This window comes from Micromonospora sp. NPDC005215 (genome assembly GCF_040607915.1).
GTDB lineage: Bacteria > Actinomycetota > Actinomycetes > Mycobacteriales > Micromonosporaceae > Micromonospora.
The window spans coordinates 25,925-44,552 of the sequence record NZ_JBEXHQ010000002.1 but is presented as its reverse complement, the minus strand read 5'-3'; the positions used below and the strand labels follow the sequence as shown (position 1 = coordinate 44,552).

Annotated in this window: 15 protein-coding genes and 2 pseudogenes; 5 read left to right on the top strand and 12 right to left on the bottom strand. The window is 70.7% G+C overall.

The features are described from left to right. Positions 1–178 precede the first annotated feature (178 nt). Complete coding sequence (locus ABZU25_RS02295) at positions 179–877, top strand: helix-turn-helix domain-containing protein (RefSeq protein ID WP_355027740.1); 699 nt, start codon at positions 179–181, stop codon at positions 875–877. Positions 878–1,261: 384 nt separating this feature from the next. On the opposite strand, the gene ABZU25_RS02290 is transcribed toward ABZU25_RS02295, so the two are convergent. Continuing rightward, positions 1,262–1,402 carry a hypothetical protein gene (locus ABZU25_RS02290; protein ID WP_355027504.1) on the bottom strand — a complete coding sequence of 47 codons (141 nt, stop codon included), beginning with the start codon at positions 1,400–1,402 and terminating at the stop codon, positions 1,262–1,264. Between the two features lie 411 nt (positions 1,403–1,813). Between ABZU25_RS02290 and ABZU25_RS02285 the strand changes: the two genes are divergently transcribed. Then, complete coding sequence (locus ABZU25_RS02285; RefSeq protein WP_355027503.1) at positions 1,814–2,212, top strand: DUF559 domain-containing protein; 399 nt, start codon at positions 1,814–1,816, stop codon at positions 2,210–2,212. A gap of 206 nt (positions 2,213–2,418) precedes the next feature. Here ABZU25_RS02285 and ABZU25_RS02280 read toward each other — a convergent pair whose 3' ends face one another. From ABZU25_RS02280 to ABZU25_RS02270, 3 genes are all read right to left on the bottom strand, one after another. Next, a complete protein-coding gene (locus tag ABZU25_RS02280) occupies positions 2,419–4,110 on the bottom strand; it encodes a S8 family serine peptidase (RefSeq protein WP_355027502.1) in 1,692 nt (563 codons plus the stop codon). A 199-nt stretch (positions 4,111–4,309) separates the two neighbouring features. Beyond that, positions 4,310–5,026 carry an HAD family hydrolase gene (locus ABZU25_RS02275; RefSeq protein WP_355027501.1) on the bottom strand — a complete coding sequence of 239 codons (717 nt, stop codon included), beginning with the start codon at positions 5,024–5,026 and terminating at the stop codon, positions 4,310–4,312. A 13-nt stretch (positions 5,027–5,039) separates the two neighbouring features. Continuing rightward, entirely contained in the window at positions 5,040–6,005 is a 966-nt protein-coding gene (locus tag ABZU25_RS02270; RefSeq protein ID WP_355027500.1) for a DMT family transporter, read from the bottom strand. A gap of 85 nt (positions 6,006–6,090) precedes the next feature. Between ABZU25_RS02270 and ABZU25_RS02265 the strand changes: the two genes are divergently transcribed. Continuing rightward, positions 6,091–6,636 carry a CGNR zinc finger domain-containing protein gene (locus ABZU25_RS02265; RefSeq protein ID WP_355027499.1) on the top strand — a complete coding sequence of 182 codons (546 nt, stop codon included), beginning with the start codon at positions 6,091–6,093 and terminating at the stop codon, positions 6,634–6,636. Here the strand turns inward: ABZU25_RS02265 and ABZU25_RS02260 are convergent. From ABZU25_RS02260 to ABZU25_RS02225, 8 genes and pseudogenes are all read right to left on the bottom strand, one after another. Then, complete coding sequence (locus tag ABZU25_RS02260) at positions 6,603–7,187, bottom strand: GNAT family N-acetyltransferase (RefSeq protein ID WP_355027498.1); 585 nt, start codon at positions 7,185–7,187, stop codon at positions 6,603–6,605. The two genes, ABZU25_RS02265 and ABZU25_RS02260, sit on opposite strands and share 34 nt — an antisense overlap. 153 nt (positions 7,188–7,340) lie before the next feature. After that, a pseudogene (locus ABZU25_RS02255) lies at positions 7,341–7,522 on the bottom strand (DUF397 domain-containing protein). Further along, a pseudogene (locus ABZU25_RS02250) lies at positions 7,513–8,011 on the bottom strand (Scr1 family TA system antitoxin-like transcriptional regulator). Before ABZU25_RS02250 ends, ABZU25_RS02255 begins: the two co-directional pseudogenes overlap by 10 nt. Beyond that, positions 8,008–9,417 carry a class II fumarate hydratase gene (locus ABZU25_RS02245; protein WP_355027497.1) on the bottom strand — a complete coding sequence of 470 codons (1,410 nt, stop codon included), beginning with the start codon at positions 9,415–9,417 and terminating at the stop codon, positions 8,008–8,010. The pseudogene ABZU25_RS02250 and the gene ABZU25_RS02245 overlap by 4 nt, the downstream one beginning before the upstream one ends. A gap of 35 nt (positions 9,418–9,452) precedes the next feature. Then, positions 9,453–12,431 carry a BTAD domain-containing putative transcriptional regulator gene (locus ABZU25_RS02240; RefSeq protein ID WP_355027496.1) on the bottom strand — a complete coding sequence of 993 codons (2,979 nt, stop codon included), beginning with the start codon at positions 12,429–12,431 and terminating at the stop codon, positions 9,453–9,455. A 264-nt stretch (positions 12,432–12,695) separates the two neighbouring features. Next, positions 12,696–14,363, bottom strand: coding sequence for a fumarate hydratase (locus ABZU25_RS02235; protein WP_355027495.1), 1,668 nt, complete (start codon positions 14,361–14,363; stop codon positions 12,696–12,698). 103 nt (positions 14,364–14,466) lie between these two features. Further along, on the bottom strand, positions 14,467–15,876 hold the full coding sequence (locus ABZU25_RS02230) for a PQQ-binding-like beta-propeller repeat protein (RefSeq protein ID WP_355027739.1): 1,410 nt from the start codon (positions 15,874–15,876) through the stop codon (positions 14,467–14,469). A gap of 105 nt (positions 15,877–15,981) precedes the next feature. Continuing rightward, positions 15,982–16,488, bottom strand: coding sequence for an Lrp/AsnC family transcriptional regulator (locus ABZU25_RS02225; protein ID WP_355027494.1), 507 nt, complete (start codon positions 16,486–16,488; stop codon positions 15,982–15,984). A 139-nt stretch (positions 16,489–16,627) separates the two neighbouring features. Here ABZU25_RS02225 and hppD point away from each other — a divergent pair, with 139 nt between their 5' ends. Together hppD and ABZU25_RS02215 are read left to right on the top strand one after the other, a co-directional pair. After that, entirely contained in the window at positions 16,628–17,833 is a 1,206-nt protein-coding gene (gene hppD / locus ABZU25_RS02220) for a 4-hydroxyphenylpyruvate dioxygenase (RefSeq protein ID WP_355027493.1), read from the top strand. A gap of 11 nt (positions 17,834–17,844) precedes the next feature. Beyond that, positions 17,845–18,585: an RDD family protein gene (locus ABZU25_RS02215; protein WP_355027492.1), complete on the top strand. Its 741-nt coding sequence runs from the start codon at positions 17,845–17,847 to the stop codon at positions 18,583–18,585. The last annotated feature ends 43 nt before the right edge of the window (positions 18,586–18,628 follow it).

Here is an 18,628-nt window from a genome sequence, read left to right as displayed (position 1 = left end):
AAGGGTAGCTGTCCGTGCCTGTCTGGATCTGCCGGTGCCGGGTCGTACGCTGCCAGGCGTGGACGCGACAGCACGCTCCGGTGAGACTCCAGCCCACCCCGGCGCCCCCACCGACGCTGTCCCTGGACAGGCCGGGGCGGCCGGGCAGGCCGGGGCCGCCGTGCCCGTCGACGCGCTTGTGGGGCGGGCCGGCGTTGTCGGGCAGGTCGACGCGGTTGCCGGGCAGGCCGATCCCGTCGCGGGACGGGCTGGGGAGACGTCACAGACGCTCGATCGGGGTCTGCGGCTGCTGCACCTGGTTGCCGATGCCTCGGGTGGCCTGACCGTCACCGAGGCCGCCAACCGACTCGGCATCGGCCGGGCCGCCGTCTACCGGCTGGTGGGTCCACTGACCGGGCACGGCATGCTGCGCCGCGACGGCGACGGCCGGCTGCGCCTCGGCGCCGGATTGCTGCACCTGGCCCGCCGCGCCCAGCCGTTGCTCGCCGAGGGTGCCCTGCCCGCGCTACGCCGCCTCGCCGAGCAGGCCGGCGCGACAGCACATCTGACCGTCGTCGAGGGTGGCGAGGGCGTGGCCCTGGCCGTGGTCGAGCCGAGCTGGACGTCGTTCCACGTCGCGTACCGGGCCGGGGCACGGCACCCACTGGACCGGGGGGCGGCGGGCCGGGCCATCCTGGCCGGTCGAGCCGGGGAGGCGACGCCGGTGAGCAGCAGCGGGGAGTTGCAGGCCGGGGCGTACGGGGTGGCCGCGCCAGTGCTCGGCGTGCCCGGCTTGGAGGCCAGCGTCGGCGTGGTAGCGCTCGCCCCGCTGGACGTCGACTCGATCGGCCCCCAGGTGCGGGCCGCCGCCACAGCCATCACCATCGCCCTCAGCTGACCCCGGCCCACCCCTGCGGGCAGCGGCAGCGACTTCACCAACTCGCAGGCGTGATCGAGCCGACCAATGCGGGCCGCGCCATACCACGATCGGCAGGCGGATTCGTGGTCGTCCACAGGGATGGCGGCGCGCGCAGGACGGGTTGTCCACAGGGGTTTCGGCGGCCACCGGGTGGTCGGCAGGCTGCTCGGCATGCCACCACGTCCGTACCGTCCCGATGCCCTGACATGGCAGGTCTTCCGCGGCTCCGACGCTGTCCGGGATGGCCTACTCACCGTGCATCAACTGCGCAGCACCGCCTGGGTGCGGCTGCGCCACGACATCTACGCCGACGCGCGGCTGGATCGGGACCACGCCCTCGCCTGTCGCGCCGCCCTCCTCCGACTACCGTCCGAGGTGGTGGTCGGAGGCCCGTCGGCCGCCTACCTGCACGGTGTCGAACACGCGGCCGGCTTCACCGACGACGTCCACGTCCTCGTGCCCCGACCCCTGCGGATCGGCCCCCAACGCGGTCTCCGCGTCCACGTCAACACCATCACCCCGCTCCTGACCGCCGAGACGCCCGAGCCAGCCCGGCGTCCACCAGCCCTACGGCGTCCACCAGACACAAGCCGACCAGGTCGTCCGGCCGGACGCCCACGTGACGTAGCAGCACGACCACCGGCCGTCGGATCGTCACCGCGCCCCACACGACGATCTCCCCGGCCGGCTGCGGATTTTGTCAGAGCTGGCGGCATGGCAGCCGCCAGATCGGGCGACGGGCGAGTAACGGCCAGCGGGCCCAGGCCCAACCGGGGTCGGAGCAGTTCGATTCCGCGATCCGACCCGGGGCGCGCAGCCTGGGAAACCGCCGTCTGGCTCGACCCGGTCCGAGCAGTTGCCATCGTCGACTCGTTACTCGGGCAAGGGCTGACCGATCGCGACATGCTCGCCGCGATGGCTGCCGGCAATGCCGATCGGCCCGGTGGCCGACGAGCCCAGTGGGTGTTCGACCTGGCCGACGCCGGGGCTGAGTCTTCGCCGGAGTCGCACCTACGCGTGCGGTTGGTCCTGGGTGGGCTGCCACGCCCCGCCGTTCAATATCCGGTACGCCTACCCAACGGCGTTGTCCTGCACCCCGACCTGGCCTGGCCGGAGTTTCGGGTGGCGGTCGAGTACGACGGGCAGTGGCACTCCGACGCAGAGCAGCTGCACCGCGATCGCCACCGGCGGAACTTGCTGGTCGGAGCGGGTTGGCTGGTCCTGCACGTGACGAGTCGACGCCTGCACGGCGAGTTCCCGGCGGTGCTCCGCGAGGTGCGTAACGCACTGGTCAGCCGCGGATGGCGGAAATGATCGCCCGCTTGATCAGGATCAACTCGCGTTCCTGGAAACCGCGCCTTCCCGCCTCGCTGACACCCCGACTTCAAGGAGCCCGAGTCGAACAAGCCGCAACCCAAGCCGCCGGAAGCCGTTGCGAGCGGCAGTGCCCGGAACGACCGCGGGGCCCGGCCGACGGAATCGTCGACCGGGCCCCCGGGACCGGCTCAGTGCGGAATGCCTTACGGGCGGGCGTCCGGCTTGAGCGGAGTCTTCACCGCCGCGTAGGCGTCGACGATCCCGTAGCCGTAGAAGCCGTTGAAGTTGACTCCACCGGCGCAGTAGGCGTCGTACGTCTCGTCCCGGCCCTCGTTGCGGTACTGCTGCAACCGCGGCTCCGGGCAGGCGTGCTCGGCTGCCGTGCGGTAGAGGTGCTGCTCGACCAGGTCCGGCGACATCCCGAAGCCGGTCCGACCCTGCGTCTTGCCGTACCGGCTGACGATCAGCGCGGCGACGCCGGCGGCGTGCGGAGACGCCATCGAGGTGCCCTGGAGGTAGGTGTAGTAGCCGCACTCACCGTTGGCCTTGCACTGCTTGAACACCGACTCCTCGAAGCCGGCGACGATGTTGCCGTCGGCGTCCACCGAGCCCTCCTCTTGGAGCACGTGCTTCGGGTACGAGGAGAGGATCATGTTGGCGTCGGTGCGGAACGTGTCGGTGCCGAAGCCGTCCCGGAACCAACCGCCGGGTGCGGCGATCGAGATCTGCTCGGTGCCGTAGTTGGAGAAGTCCGACTTCTTGCCGGACGGGCCGACCGACGACACACCGATCACGTTCGGGCCCTCGGTGGGCAGGTTCCAGCAGCTCTCGTTGTCGACCGGCCGCGGGTACGGGTCGGCGCCGTAGTCCGGGCTCGTGACGTCAGTGCGCGGCGAGCCCAGGTCGTCGTTCTCGTTGCCGAGCGCGGCGACCAGGGTGACGCCCTTGTTGTGGGCGAAGGTCAGCGCCCGCTTCATCGCCTTGATGATGGCGCGCTGCTCGGCCTGGTCCTCGGGCGAGTCGGCGGGGTTGGCGGTGCAGTTGTAGAGCCACGGGTCGACGTAGAACGACATGTTGACCACGTCGATCCCGGATCGGCCGGCGTGGACCAGGGCGTTGACCACCGGCTCGAGGAAGAAGTAGCCGGAGTCCTGGCCACCCTTGAGTTCGACAAGCGAGACGTTCGGGGCGACACCGGAGAGGCCGAAGCCGTTGGCCGCGGCGCCGATGGTGCCGGCCACGTGGGTTCCGTGCCCGCCGTCGTCGGTGCCGACCGGGTCGAGGCAGCTCGGCACCTCACAGGGGCCGTCCACGTCGGTCAGGTCCGGCGCGAAGTTGCGCGACAGCGACCAGTTGAAGTTCGGCGCGATGTCCGGGTTGCTGGCGTCGACGCCGGTGTCGAGCACGCCGACGGTCACGCGACGGTCGCCCGGCTCGATCTTGCGAGCCTTGTCGGCCCGGAGCATCTCCAGACCCCAGAGCTTGTCGTCGAGCGGGTCGAGCTTGGCACCCTTGCGAGCGGCGGCGCCAGCGGCGGCACGACCGGCAGCGGCCGTCAGGTACTCCTGCTCGACCCGGTCCAGTTTCGGCTTGCGGCCGATGGCCTTCTGTTCGGCGGCGCCGATCAGAGTCGGAGCAGCGGTCGCCCTGGCCGCGAAGTCGGCCCGGTCACTGGTGACCTGGTACATGCCGACCTCATCGGACCGGGACACCACAGTGCCGCCGGCTGCCCGGATCGCGGCGACCGCCGTGTCGGCGGCGACGCCGTCCTCGGCCACGACGGTGAAGGTGCGGGAGTTGCTTGGCGCGGCACTGGCAGGTACACCCAGCCCCGCTGCCGTAAGTGCCAGCACTGCCGCGGTCGCGACGGCACCGGCGGTGAAGCGCGTGCTCACCACATCGGATCCTCTCGTTGAGGGACGTGGCAGCCATCACACAACACCCGACACGTTTACGCCAGCTGAACGACCGTTATGGCGGTGAATCTCTCCTTCATCCGCCCGATGTGGCGCGGAGCCCACCGCTTCATGCCAGCGCGGCGACGTACGTACCGCCCAGGTCGACGCCTACCACCAGCGCATCGGCGAGCAGCGATCACCGCTCGGACGACACCGCCGGAACGCCGGACGACACCGATGGCAGGTTCGACAACACCGATGGCAGGTCCGACAAGGTGGACACCTCGGCATCGGGCACGAACCCGAGCGGGCGAGGCAGGCCGGCTCGGTTCAACCACACCGACCGCAGGCCAACCCGGCGGGGTGCCACCACGTCGTGCTCCCACGAGTCACCGACGTACACGATCTCGCCGGCCGGCACTCCCGCCGCCGCGACCACCGCAGCAAAAAACTCCGGGGCCGGTTTCTTGGGCAGGCCGTTCTCGTGCGCGTACACCTCGAAGGCGAACTCGCCGGCGAGCCCGCACCGTTCGGCGCGGCTGTTGCCGTTGGTGGCGAAGCCCAGCGTGTACCGGGCGCGCAGCGCGTCCAGGGCGGGCGCCGCGTCCGGGAACGGTTGGGTGAGGGCGAACCGGCGGGCGAAGAAGAGGGCCGCGATCTCGTCCAGGTGGTCGACCAGCCCGGCGCGGGTCAGCGACCGGGCCAACGCGGCGCGCCGGATCTCCACCACCGGGGCGGCCCTCAGTTCGTCGAAGACCGCGCCCCAGTCCGACTCCAGCTCGGCGAGCGTCACCTCCGCCGCGTCCGGAGTGCGTCGCCGCATCTCGTCGACAACGGCCACCAGCCCGCCGGTCACTGCCGGACGCAGGTCCAGCAGCGTTTCGTCGGCGTCGAACACCACAGCGGTCAGCACGACGCCCACTGTCTCATCGATTGTCGAGCGCCAGCACGGGCTCGGGCGGGACCGACGTGGCCGTCGACGACGATCCGCGCAGCTCGTCGAGTCGGACCAGCGCGACCCCGGCGACGATCAACGCGCCGCCGAGGAGCTGCCAACCCGTGGGCAACTCGTCCAGGAACAGCCAGGCGATCAGCACCGCGAAGAGCACCTCGGTCAGCCCGACGAACGACGACAGCCGAGGGCCGAGGATCCGGGTGCCCGCGATACCGGCCAGGTAGGCGATGACGGCGGCCACCAGCGAGAGCCCGGCGATGGGCAGCAGCCAACTGGTGGGCTGCCCGGCGAAGGTGACCTCGCCGAAGGTGGCGTGCAGCGGCAGCAGACCGGTCAGCCCGATGAGGAGCAGCACGATGGCACCGACGGCCATTCCGCCGCTGGCCAGGGCGACCGAGGGCAGCCGGGGGTCGACCCGCCCGGCGAGCACGAAGTACCCGGCCAGGCCGAATGCCGCGCCCAGACCCCAGAGCACACCTACCGGGTGGAAGTCGGCGGTGCCGGCGAGGTCGAGCACGAAGGCCAGCCCGGCCAGGGCGGCTACCGACCCGGCCACGGTGAGCCGCTGGGGTCGCTGCCCATGCCGCAGCCACATCCACCCCACGACGAGGATGATGCCCAGGTATTCGAGCAGCAGCGCGACACCGACCGGCAGGTAGCGCACGGCGTTGAAGAAGCAGACCTGGGCCAGCGCCACCCCGAGGAGCCCGAACAGCCCGATGGCCGTGGCATTGCTCCGCAGCACGGCCCATTTGCCCCGCAGCGACAGCAGGGCGGGGATCGCCAGCACCAGGGCGGCGATGCCGACCCGGGCGATCACTGCCGACTCGGCGGACCAGCCGGCCTCGATGAGTGATCGCGCGAAGGTGCCGGAGGTGGCGAAGGTGACTGCGGAGAGCAACGCCAACGCGACGCCGGCGGCAGGTCGTGAGTGCATGTCGCGCTCCTCGGGTCGGCACCGTGTCATGAGCAAACTATCCTTGTGCTGATGACGCTAGGCGGAAGCCATGACAGGAGTCAAGATGCTATTTGCTCATGACACCGAGTGTTCCCTGATCGCTGCCGCCGCACTTGTCAACACGGCAGGTCGGGACGGCGAACTGCTGCCCGACGTTGCCGCGCTGGACGCGTTCTTCGTCCGCTACTCCTACAGCGGGCGGCATGAGCACACCGACGCGGAGCTACACGCCGTCCAGCAGTTGCGGCCCCCGCTGCGCCGCATCTGGTACGCCGAGCCGCCCGAGGTCGTCGCCATCGTCAACGGCCTACTGCTTGAACACCGGGCACTGCCGCAGCTCATCGAGCACGACGACGAGCCGTACCACCTGCACGCCGTGCCCCGCGACGCGCCGCTGGCCACCCGGATGGCGGTGGAGGCGGCGATGGCGACCGCCGACCTGGTCCGGATGGGCGAGTTGAGCCGACTGCGGATCTGCGAGTACCCGGACTGCGACAACGTGGTCGTCGACCTGTCCCGCAACCGGTCGCGGCGGTTCTGCGAGGCCGGCTGCGGCAACCGCGCCGCGGTGACGGCCTACCGCGCCCGCCGAGCCGCCGGCCGCTCCTGAGCAGCGGCTGTCCACTCCTCGGCCCGCAACTCGTACTCCACCTCGCCCTGCTCGGTCCCCGGAATCGGGTCGTCCCACTGGAGGTGGAAGGTCCGCACACAGCGCAGACCCGCCTTGGCCAGCACCCGCCGCGAGCGCTCGTTGACCGCCATCGTCTCGGCCCAGACCCGACGCACCCCAACCGTGTCGAAGGCGTACCGGACCAACGCCCGCGAACCCTCGGTGGCCAGCCCCCGCCCCCACGTCGAGCGGCGCAGCCGGTAGCCCAACTCGGCCTCGGCGCCATCCACCGACGGGTCGAGCGCGAACCAACCCAGGAAGTCGCCGGTCTCCCGGTCGAGCGCCGCCCAGCGGCCCAGCCCGGGATGCCGCTCGTACTGGCCGAGGAGCCTCGGCAACTGCTCGTCCCGGACCGTGGCGCGCGGGGTGGCGACGCCACCGGTCAGGAACCGCATCACCTCGGGATCGCTGTCCAGCTCGACAAGCGCGTCCACGTCGGCCATGGTCAGCCGCCGCAACCGCAACCGCCCGGTCCACGGCAGGTCACTCATAACGGGATCATCCCCCCGCGCCCCCCGCGCCGCCCGCGCCCAAGATCTGCGCAACTTCACCGAAGTTGCTGCCTCAGGCCGCGACGAGGCAGCAACTTCGGTGAAGTTGCGGGCAGAAACCCCGCGTCCACCGTCGCGGGCAAGGCGATCGCGTCAGCGCGGGGGCGCGACCACGAAGAGCCGCCAGGAGTACGCGTCGACGACGAGCACGGGCCCGTCCGAGTCCTTGCTGTCGCGCACCCCGACCACGTCCCCGAGAGTCGTCGCCACCTCGACGAGTTCCCGTCCTGGTTGCTGCGGCTGCTCTTGCGCCACTCAGCGCCGATCAGCTCCATGATTCGGCCACCTCGTTCATCAGCTCGATGGAAGCCTGCGGAGGCAGGGCTTCCCCCAAGGTAGCCTCCCGGATCCGCTGTAACCGCAACAGATCCTGCGGCTGGTCCAGCTCCTGGCCCCGAACCTGGCTGTCCAGGTAGGCCACTTCCGTGCCGTCGGGTAAGGCAGCGAACGCGAACGGTCCGCCGAGCCCTGGGTACTCCTCGGCGGATCGCGGCACGACGTGCAGCCGGACTCGCGGGTGCCCTGTGGCGATGCTGGCCAGGTGCAGCGTCTGGTCGCGCACCACCGCCGGTGTCCAGGGCTCGGTCGACGAGTTTCAGGTACTTGGCGGTGGGCGGTTGCTGGCCCAGCTCGACGGCGCTGACCATCGACGCCGAGTAGTTGACCGCCTTGGCCAGCTCGTCCTGACTCCTCGGCTGGGCGACCCCACGCGCCGGCCCGCACTGAGCGGCACCCCGGGTCCGCTGAGCGGCACCCCGGGTCAGGGGTGGGTCATCCGAAGCAGATCCAGCGTCTCGTCGAGCTGGGTCTCGGTGAGCTTGCCGGAATCGACGTGGCCACGAGAGATCACCACCTCACGGATGGAGGTCTGCTTGGCCAGCGCCTCCTTGGCGATCGAGGCGGCCTCGTCGTACCCCAGGTAACGGTTGAGTGGGGTGACGATCGACGGTGAGCCTTCGGCGTACGCCAGGCAGACCTCGGCGTCCGCGACCAGGCCGACCACCAGCCGGTCGGCGAACAACCGGCTCGTCGCGGAGAGCAGCCGGATCGACTCCAGGAGGTTGCGGCCCATCACGGGGAGCATCACGTTCAGCTCGAAGTCGCCCTGGGAGCCAGCGAAGCCGACCGTCGCGTCGTTGCCGATCACCTGTGCGCACACCTGCCGCATCGCCTCGGCAACCACCGGATTGACCTTGCCGGGCATGATCGACGAGCCGGGCTGGAGGTCGGGGATACGCAGTTCGCGGAGGCCGGCGCGCGGACCGGAACCCATCCACCGGATGTCGTTGGCGATCTTGTAGAGGCCGACCGCCACGGTACGCAGCTGCCCCGACGTCTCCACCAGGGCGTCCCGGGCACCCTGCGCCTCGAAGTGGTTGCGCGCCTCGGACAGTGGCAACCCCGTCGACTCGCGTAGCTTGCCGATCACGGCAGCGGCGAAGCCGAGCGGAGTGTTGATCCCGGTGCCGACGGCGGTGCCACCCAGTGGCAACTCGGCCAGCCGGGGCAACGCGCCTTCCAGCCGGTCCATGCCGTAGCGAACCTGGGCGGCGTACCCACCGAACTCCTGGCCCACTGTGACTGGAGTGGCGTCCATCAGGTGGGTGCGTCCGGCCTTGACCACCGTCTCGAACTCCGCCGCCTTGGCCTCCAGCGCTGCCGCCAGGTGGCCCAGCGACGGCAGCAGGTCCTCCACGATGAACTGGGTGGCGGCCAGGTGGATCGAGGACGGGAAGACGTCGTTGCTGGACTGGGAGGCGTTGACGTGGTCGTTCGGGTGCACCGGTGAGCCGAGTTCCCGGCTTGCCAGGGTGGCGATCACCTCGTTGGCGTTCATGTTCGACGAGGTGCCCGAACCGGTCTGGAACACATCCACCGGGAACTGGTCGTCGTAGCCACCGTCGGCCACGTGCGCCGCGGCGGCGGCGATGGCCGCGGCCACGTTGGCCTCGATCACGCCCAACTCACCGTTGACCTCGGCCGCCGCGCCCTTGATCTGGGCGAGGGCCTTGATCTGGGCCGGTTCGATGCCCCGGCCGGAGATCGGGAAATTCTGCACCGCACGCTGGGTCTGTGCCCGCCACAGCGCCTCGGCGGGCACCTCCACCTCGCCCATCGAGTCGCGTTCGATCCGGTAACCGGTCGCCTCTGGAGTCGTCACACGTACCATCCTGCCGCGCCCGTGGCCGACTCGCAGATGATCCGTCAGCCCAACTCGGCGAGCAGGCGTGCCACCTCGTGCTGGTCCGGCGACTCGACCTGCCGAAACAGGAACAGCGCCCGGTTCAGGTGTGCACGCGCCGCCGCCGGGTCGGTCGGAAGCAGGCAGCGGGCGATGCCCTCCAGCGCCCGGCCCTGCTCGTATCGGGCCCCCAGCCCGGTGGCATCGGCGAGCACCCGACGATGCAGGTCGAGCGCGCTGGTCGAGTCCCCCTGGTCCAGGATGGCGCGGGCCAGCAGATTGCGCGTGCCGCACTGGGCGACGAGGTCCCCCACCTCGGTCATCGCGACGAGCGCCGTACGGTGCAGGTCGGCGGCCAGCTCCGGGCGCCCAGCCTCCCGTTCCATCATCCCGATCTCGTTCAACACCTCGCCCTCACCAAACCTGGTGCCGTTCTGCCGCTTGAAGCGAAGGGCCAGTCGCAACAACCGCCGAGCCGGGACCAGATCCCCCATCCGATGGCGGATCATGCCCAGGTGCCCGAGGGCGTTGCCGATCCGACGCGGGTCGCCGACCTCGCGAGCCATGCCCAGGTGCCGTCGAGCGGTGCGCAGCGCCTCGTCGTGCCGCCCCCACATGAGCAGGGTGACCGACAGGTTGTTGAGCACGTTCGCCAACGCCTTGCTGTCGCTCATCCGCCTCGCCAGCGCAACGGCCTCGTCGTAACGCTCGCGGGCCTGCGGGAAGTCGGAGTTCGCCGAGTACGCGGCGGCCAGATTGGCCAGCATGTTTCGGATCTCGCTGCGCAGCCCGAGGCGGCGGAAGATATCGAGCGACCTCTCCATCAGCTGGAACGACTCGGGAAACCTGCCCAGCCGGAAGTGGGCCGAGGCCAGATAGTTGAGCACCGTCGCCACCGCTCTGTCGTCGGCCAACTCCTCGGCGGCGCGCAGGCCGATGGTGTGTGTCTCGATCAGCTCATCCAGGCGACCACTCTCGAACTGGGCGTACCAGCAGGCCCTCGCCAACTGCCAGCAGTAACGGAGGAACCCCTCGGTCTCCGCCAACCGGACCAGGGCGGTCCACACCGCCAGGTTCTCGTCGAGCCAGGCGCTGCCCTGCTGGGCGACGAGCGTGACCAGGTCAGCGCGGATCGGCGGGGCAAACACGATCAGCGAGTGGGCTGAGGAGAGCTCCCTCGTACGCGCGATCGCCGTGGCGACGTGCAGGTGATGATCGAGCAGACGTTCGATGCCCTGCCGCCGCTCGACTGCCCGCTCCGGCTCGGACACCAGGGTCCGCGCGTACTCCCGGACCAGGTCGTGCAGCCGGTACCGACCCGGCTCGGCCTCCTCCACCAGGTTCGCGTCGACAAGGGCGTCCAGCAGGTCCTGGGCGTCGGGCAGGGGCAGCTCGGCCAGGGCGGCGGCGACCGAGTTGTCGAACCGTACCCCCGGGTGCAGGCCGAGCAGCCGAAACGCACGCTGCGCCGCCGGCGACACCTGGGCGTACGACAGGGCGAAGGCCCGACCGACGGACCGGTCGCCCGCTTCGAACTCGGCCAACGGATCGGGTCGGCTCGTCAGCCGCTCGGCCAGGTCGGCGATGCGCCAGCGGGGCCGGTGTGCCAGTCGGGCACCGGCCAGCCGGATGGCGAGTGGCAGGTGGCCGCAACGGCGGACGACCTCACTGGCCGCCTCCGGCTCGGCCGCCACCCGGTCGACGCCGACAACGTGGCCGAGCAGCTCGATCGCCTCGTCCGGGTCGAACACCGGCAGTGACGACGGTCGACCCTCGTCCACCCCGACCAACCGGCGGCGGCTGGTGATCAGGACCAGGCAGTGCGAGCCGTTGGGCAGCAGGGGTGTCACCTGGTCGGCGGTGGCCGCGTTGTCCAGCACCAGCAGGGCCCGTCGGCCGGCCAGCTCGGTGCGCCAGAGCGCCAGCCGGTCGTCCTGGTTCGTCGGCACCCGTTCGGCGGGCAGACCGAGGTGCCGCAGCAGCGTGGCCACCGCCGCGGCCGGTGTCAGCGGAGTGCGCTCACTGTGCCCGTGCAGGTCGATGTAGAGCTGGGCGTCCGGGTAGTCGTTGGCCAGGGCGGTGGCGACGTGCACCGCGAGCGTGGTCTTACCGCTGCCGGCCATTCCGTCGATGAGTTGGATTCGCGCGCCGGCCTCCACGTCCTTCACCAGACGCGCCAGCGTCTGCTGCCGACCGGTGAAGTCGCCGATCGCGCGTGGCAACGAGCGGACCGGGTGGATCGGCGACGACGCCCGACCGGCCAGGACAAGATCGCCGGCGAGTACGCGCTGATGCAGCTTCTGCAGCTCGGCGCCCGGCTCGATGCCCAACTCGTCGGCGTAGAACCGCCGACCCTCCCGATACACCGCGAGCGCGTCGGCCTGCCGACCGACCGCGCACAGGGCAAGCATCAGCTGACCGCGCAGTCGCTCGCGCAGCGGATGCTGATCGCTGCTCTCGGCGAGTTCGTCGATCAGCTCGGCACCTCGGCCGAGACGCAACTCGACGTCAACGCACTCCTCCAACACGGTCAGGCGCTGCTCATCAAGTGCCTGCGCGCGCCGGCGGATGCTCCGACTCGGGATACCACCGAGCGCCGACCCCCGCCAAAGCGCCAGAGCGCCGCGGTATGCCGCCCGCGCATCATCCAACCGACCGGCCTCGACCGCGGCACGAGCCGCCTCCACACCCCGGACGAAAACCTCAACGTCCAGGTCGTCCGGCCCGGTACGGACGCCATACCCCACCGGATCGGTGACGATGGCCTCCGGTGCCAACCCAAGCTCGGCGAACCGGCGACGCAACCGCGACACACAGGTCTGCAACTGAGCCCGCGCAGTGGCCGGAGGACGTTCCTCCCACACCGCGTCTACCAACTCTTCCACCGGCACGAGCCGGCCGGCCCGCAACAGCAACATCGCGAGCACGATCCGGTCTCGACCAGCGGTCACGGTGGCCTCGCCACCGCCGACCCGCAGAGGCCCCAGGATCCCGAACCGCATCTGCTCCCCCGCCCCACTGGCCCGACTTTCAGCAGCGTAGTCCGGCGGTGACAGATCGGCGCAGTCAGGCGATAGCGATGTGAGAGCGGATCGGCAGCGATCCATCGGACACTCATTGAGCGTTGTCGGTGACGGCATCCGACGGGGGCGGTGCGCCCGTTCCATACCCCCCAGCAGGGGCGGGCGTACCGATGTCGGTTCAGCACGGACGACAGGAGGGGCGTCGAGCGGATTCGCTCGGCGCCCCTCTCCATGCCGGTCGGGTCAGCGGCGGCCGACGGTGAGCACCGGCTTGGTGACCTCGGCGAAGAAGTCGTTGCCCTTGTCATCGACAACGATGAAGGCGGGGAAGTCCTCCACCTCGATCTTCCAGACCGCCTCCATGCCCAGCTCGGCGTATTCGAGCACCTCGACGTGCTTGATGCAGTCCTGGGCGAGGCGGGCCGCGGGGCCACCGATCGAGCCGAGGTAGAAGCCGCCGTGCCGCTGGCAGGAGCGGGTCACCTGACCGGACCGGTTGCCCTTGGCGAGCATCACCTGCGAGCCTCCCGCGGCCTGGAACTTCTCCACGTAGGCGTCCATCCGGCCGGCGGTGGTCGGGCCGAAGGAGCCGGAGGCGTAGCCCTCGGGGGTCTTCGCCGGGCCGGCGTAGTAGACCGCGTGGTCGCGCAGGTACTGCGGCATCGGCTCACCGGCATCCAGCCGCTCGGCGATCTTCGCGTGCGCGATGTCCCGGGCCACCACGAGCGGGCCGGACAGCGACAGCCGGGTCTTCACCGGGTACTTGGACAGGTCGGCGCGGATCTCGTCCATCGGCCGGTTCAGGTCGACCCGGACCGCCAGCTCGGCGTCGAGCGCATCGTCGGTGACGTCGGGAAGGAAGCGCGCCGGGTCGGTTTCCAGTCGCTCCAGCCACACACCCGACGGGGTGATCTTGGCGACCGCCTGCCGGTCGGCCGAACAGGAGACGGCGATCGCCACCGGGCAGGACGCGCCGTGCCGGGGCAGCCGGACCACCCGTACGTCGTGGCAGAAGTACCGGCCGCCGAACTGCGCCCCGATGCCGAAGTTGCGGGTCAGCTCCAGCACCTCGGCCTCCAACTCCAGGTCTCGGAAGCCGTGCGCGCTCATCGAGCCGGAGGTGGGCAGCGCGTCGAGATACTTCGCGCTGGCGTACTTCGCGGTCTTCAGGGCGTACTCGGCGGAGGTGCCGCCGATGACGATGGCCAGGTGGTACGGCGGGCAGGCGGCGGTGCCGATCAGCCGCAGCTTCTCCTCCAGGAACTGCATCATCCGCGTCGGATTGAGCAGCGCCTTGGTCTCCTGGTAGAGGTACGACTTGTTGGCCGAGCCACCACCCTTGGCCATGAACAGGAACTTGTACGCGTCGGGGTGACCGTCCGGGTCCTCGGCGTACAGGTCGACCTGGGCCGGCAGGTTGCTGCCGGTGTTCCGCTCGTCCCACATGGTCAGCGGGGCGAGTTGGGAGTACCGCAGGTTGAGCTTGGTGTACGCCTGGTAGACGCCCCGGGAGATGGCCTCGGCGTCCGCGCCGTCGGTGAGCACGTGCCGGCCGCGCTTGCCCATCACGATCGCGGTGCCGGTGTCCTGGCACATCGGCAACACCCCGCCGGCGGCGATGTTGGCGTTGCGCAGCAGGTCCAGTGCGACGAACCGATCGTTCGGCGAGGCGGCCGGGTCGTCGATGATCGCCCGGAGCTGGGCCAGGTGCGCGGGCCGGAGGAAGTGCGCGATGTCGTGCATCGCCTCGGCGGTCAGCGCGGTGAGGGCGGCCGGCTCCACGGTGAGGAACCGGCGGCCTCCCGGGCCGTGTACGACGTCGACGCCCTCGTCGGTGACCAGGCGAAAGTCCGTCTGGTCGGGGCCGGTCGGCAGCAGGGGGGCGTACGAGAATGCGGCGGCACTGCTCATGAGCGGCAAGCCTAGGGCAGACCGGTCGATCACTCCCACCCGCCGGGCGGGTCCTGGGACGCCGCTCTCATCCCGCCCGCTCAGCCAGCGGGTGACCAGGCCCTCAGCCGTCCTTGCCGCCGTCCGGGTCGGAGCAGAGTTCACCCTTCGGCCCGCAGTCGCCGTTGCTCGGCCCGCCGGGGCCGGTGCCTCCCGGCCCGGGGGTCCCGCCGTCGCCGGGCGGGCGGGCGGGTGAGCCCCCGCCGGCGCCGAAGCGGACATACCCGATCTCGCGCCCCTCGCCGATGATCATGCCCTGCGACCCGACCGCGAGGGCCTTCGCCGAGGTACGCAGCACAGCCAACTCCCGGCCGTTGCGCGGGTCCACCGCGGCCAACCGGGACGGCTTCTCGTCCGCGACCACCGCCGCGTACGGGGTCAGCGCGGCACCGGCCTTGCCGCTGGCGGGCCGCGTCCACAGCACCCGGTCGGTGCCGAGCTGACGGGCGACCACCGAACGTTTGTCGGCGGCACGGAACACCGCGTAGCGGTCGTCGACAGCGATCAGCTTGGTGCCCGATTCGCCGACCCAGAGCAGCCGGCCGTCGTACCCGTCGATGACCGCCTCGCGGCCGTCCGGGCCGACACCGATCAGCACGTTCCGCGCACCCTGCGGGTCTTCGCGCTGCACGCAGCCGGCGCTGTCGGCGGTCCGCAGGTTGACCCCGGCCCGCTGCCAGGCCTCCTGCCCGGTCGCCGGGTCCCGGGCCGAGATGGCGAAGTAGCAGGCGCCGTCCTGGGAACGGGCGGCGATCCGCAGCATCCGACCGCCCACCACGGACAGCCGCTCGTCGCGCCCGGGTTCGACGTTCTGCAACACGCGACCGGTGGCGGTGTCGACAACGTGAACCCGGCCGTCCACCGGGAAGCCGAGCAGCGGTGGCACTGGTTCCGCCCCGGCGACCCCGTCGTCGATCCGGGTGGCGGCGAGCCGGCGGGTGCCGCGCAGGCCCGGGTTGTCGGCGAGCAGGCCACTGTGCACCCCCGGCAGGAAGGCCGTCCAGAGTGGCGCGGTGCCACGGGGATCCCAGGCGCTCAGGGTGCAGTCGGTGGCGTCCGTGCAGCGGGCGTCGAGCAGCAGGTTGCGGTACGTCCAGACGGCCACCGCGTCGTCGTCGCGTCGCCGGGTCGCCCCGGTCGTCGGGTCGAGCAGCTCGTACCCCTTGACCAGGAGCTTGCCCACGGCGACGACCGGGTCCTTGTCGCCGCCCGCGACCGCCGACCAGTCCGCCTTGCGCTCCCAGAGCTGGCTGCCGGTGGCCAGGCTGCGGGCTTCCACCCGGGTGCGCTGCTCGACCACGACGGCGTCGCCGGCGATGGTCACGCTGCGCGGAGTGCCGCCGATCCGTTGCTGCCAGACCACGTCGGGCTCGGAGATGGGTTCGCTGCGGTCCACCCATTCCCACAGGCCGGGGAAGGGATTCCACACGCCGGTCGCGGCGAGCGCGACGACCACGGCGAGGCCGAGCAGCAGCCCGCCGCGCACGCTCCCCTTCGCCACCCGCACACCGTAGCCACGATCGCGGATCTTCCGTACGCCCGCGCCGCCGTGTCGCCGCGCTTTCTGCGCCCGGAGGTGTTACGAGGGTGTTCGTCCTTCTGCGCGCAGGGCGCTGCGGACGAGGGGAAGCGTGCGGTACGGGATCTGCTCGGCCAGCGCGATGATCGTCGAGGCCCGGGTGATGCCGGCGGAGGCGACGATCTGGTCGATGACCCGTTGCAGGTCGGTGTTGGAGCGGGCCACGATCCGGCAGAGCAGGTCGCTGGAGCCGGTGATGGTGTGCGCCTCCAGCACCTCGGGGATCGCGGCGAGGTGGGCGGTGACCGGGTCGTGGCCGTGCCGCTGGCTGATCTCCAGGGTGACGAAGCTGGTCACCCCGAACCCGATCGCGGCCGGTGCGATCTCCGGGCCGAATCCACCGATCACGCCCCGGTCGACCAACTTGTCCAGCCGGGCCTGCACGGTGCCACGGGCCACCCCGAGCCGGCGGGAGCACTCCAGCACCCCGATCCGCGGCTCCTCGGCGAGCAGTTCGATCAGGCGCACATCGAGCACGTCGAGCTGTACATTCTGCTCACCATTCATGACCTAGGACCATACCGAATGCGCAACCTGACCAGCAATTCTGGCCACAGTTGCCCACCCGGTGCCGGGACAGCGATCCTCCCTGAAAGAACCGACCACGGCTGCCCACAAGGCCGGCCGGTACGCGAGGGAGCCCACCATGACCCAGGCGATCGACCGACAGCAGTCGACCGAGGACGTCGACGTCGACCGGCTCGTCGGCGCTGTCGACCACGACATCAGCCACGACCCGTTCCCGGTGCGGGGCCTCGACCACGTGCACTTCCTGGTCGGCAACGCCAAGCAGGCCGCGCACTACTACTCCACCGCCTTCGGCATGACCTGCGTGGCGTACCGCGGCCCCGAGCAGGGTTACCGCGACCACGCCCAGTACGTGCTCACCAGCGGCTCGGCCCGGTTCGTGCTGACCGGCGCGGTGCGCCCGGACGCCGACGGCGCCGAGCACGTGGCGAAGCACAGCGACGGGATCAGCGACATCGCGCTGGAGGTGCCGGACGTCGACGCCGCGTACGCGCACGCCATCGCGCAGGGCGCCACCAGCGTCGTCGAGCCGCACGAGGTGACCGACGAGCACGGCACCGTGCGGATGGCCGCCATCGCCGCGTACGGCGACACCCGGCACACCCTTGTCGACCGGTCCCGCTACGACGGCCCGTTCCTGCCCGGCTTCACCGCTCGCGGCCCGATCGTGGACCGGCGGCCGATGATCGACGCCGGCATCCAGCCGAAGCGCTTCTTCCAGGCCGTCGACCACGTGGTCGGCAACGTGGAGCTGGGCCGGATGGACGAGTGGGTCGAGTTCTACAAGCGGGTGATGGGCTTCTCCAACATGGCGGAGTTCGTCGGCGACGACATCGCCACCGACTACTCGGCGCTGATGAGCAAGGTCGTCGCGAACGGCACCCGCAAGGTGAAGTTCCCGCTCAACGAGCCGGCGATCGCCCGCAAGAAGTCCCAGATCGACGAGTACCTGGAGTTCTACCAGGGCCCCGGGGCGCAGCACATCGCCGTCGCCACCAACGACATCCTGGCCAGCGTCGACGCGATGCGGGCCGCCGGGGTGGAGTTCCTGGACACCCCGGACTCGTACTACGAGGACCCCGAGCTGCGCGCCCGCATCGGCAAGGTGCGGGTGCCGATCGAGGAGCTGAAGGCCCGCAAGATCCTGGTCGACCGGGACGAGGACGGCTACCTGCTCCAGATCTTCACCAAGCCGGTGCAGGACCGCCCCACCGTCTTCTTCGAGCTGATCGAGCGGCACGGCTCGCTGGGCTTCGGCAAGGGCAACTTCAAGGCGCTCTTCCAGGCCATCGAGCGGGAGCAGGAAGCCCGCGGCAACCTGTAACACTTGCGAGCGTGACGCAGCCTCCGTCGTACCCGACACCGCCGGTCGGTGGGCCTCAGCCCGCCGCCGGCGGCGTCGCGCCGCCGCCCGGACCACACCCCCACGGGTACGCTGCGCCGCCGCAGTACGCCCCACCCGGGTACGCCCCGCCACCGCAGTACGCCCCACCCGGGTACGCCCCGCCACCGTGGCATGCCGGACCACCCGGCCCGCTGCCCCCGCCGCTGAGCCCGGGCGGTCAGCCGCTGGCGAGCTTCGCCGACCGGCTGCTGGCCTGGCTGATCGACTCGGCGCTGGCCAGCGCCGTGTCGCTTGTGCTGTTCCTGCCGTTCTTCCTCGTCCTCTGGTTGCGGATGGCCACCGAGATAACCCAGACCAACCCGGACGGCTCGCTGGTGGAACCCGACATGGCCACCTTGTTCGTCGAGTTCTTCCTGCCGATGCTGCTGCTCCAGTTCGGGTTCCTCGTCGTGACGCTCGGGCTCTACTGGCTCTACCACGTCGAATACCTCAAGCGCGGCGGTCAGACGGTCGGCAAGAAGGCGCTGAAGCTGCGCGTGGTGCCGATCGACCCGACCCGCACGCTGGACCGGCGGATGGCCGGCCGGCGCTGGCTCGTGCAGTACCTGGGGGGTTCGTTGGTCCCGGCCGGCGCCTACGTCGACGGGTTGTGGCAGCTCTGGGACAAGCCGTGGCAGCAGTGCCTCCACGACAAGTTCGCCGAAACGGTCGTCGTTAAGGTGTCCACGTGAGCGAGCGCAGCGAGCGAACCAGCAGGTCCAGTAGCGTGGCGCC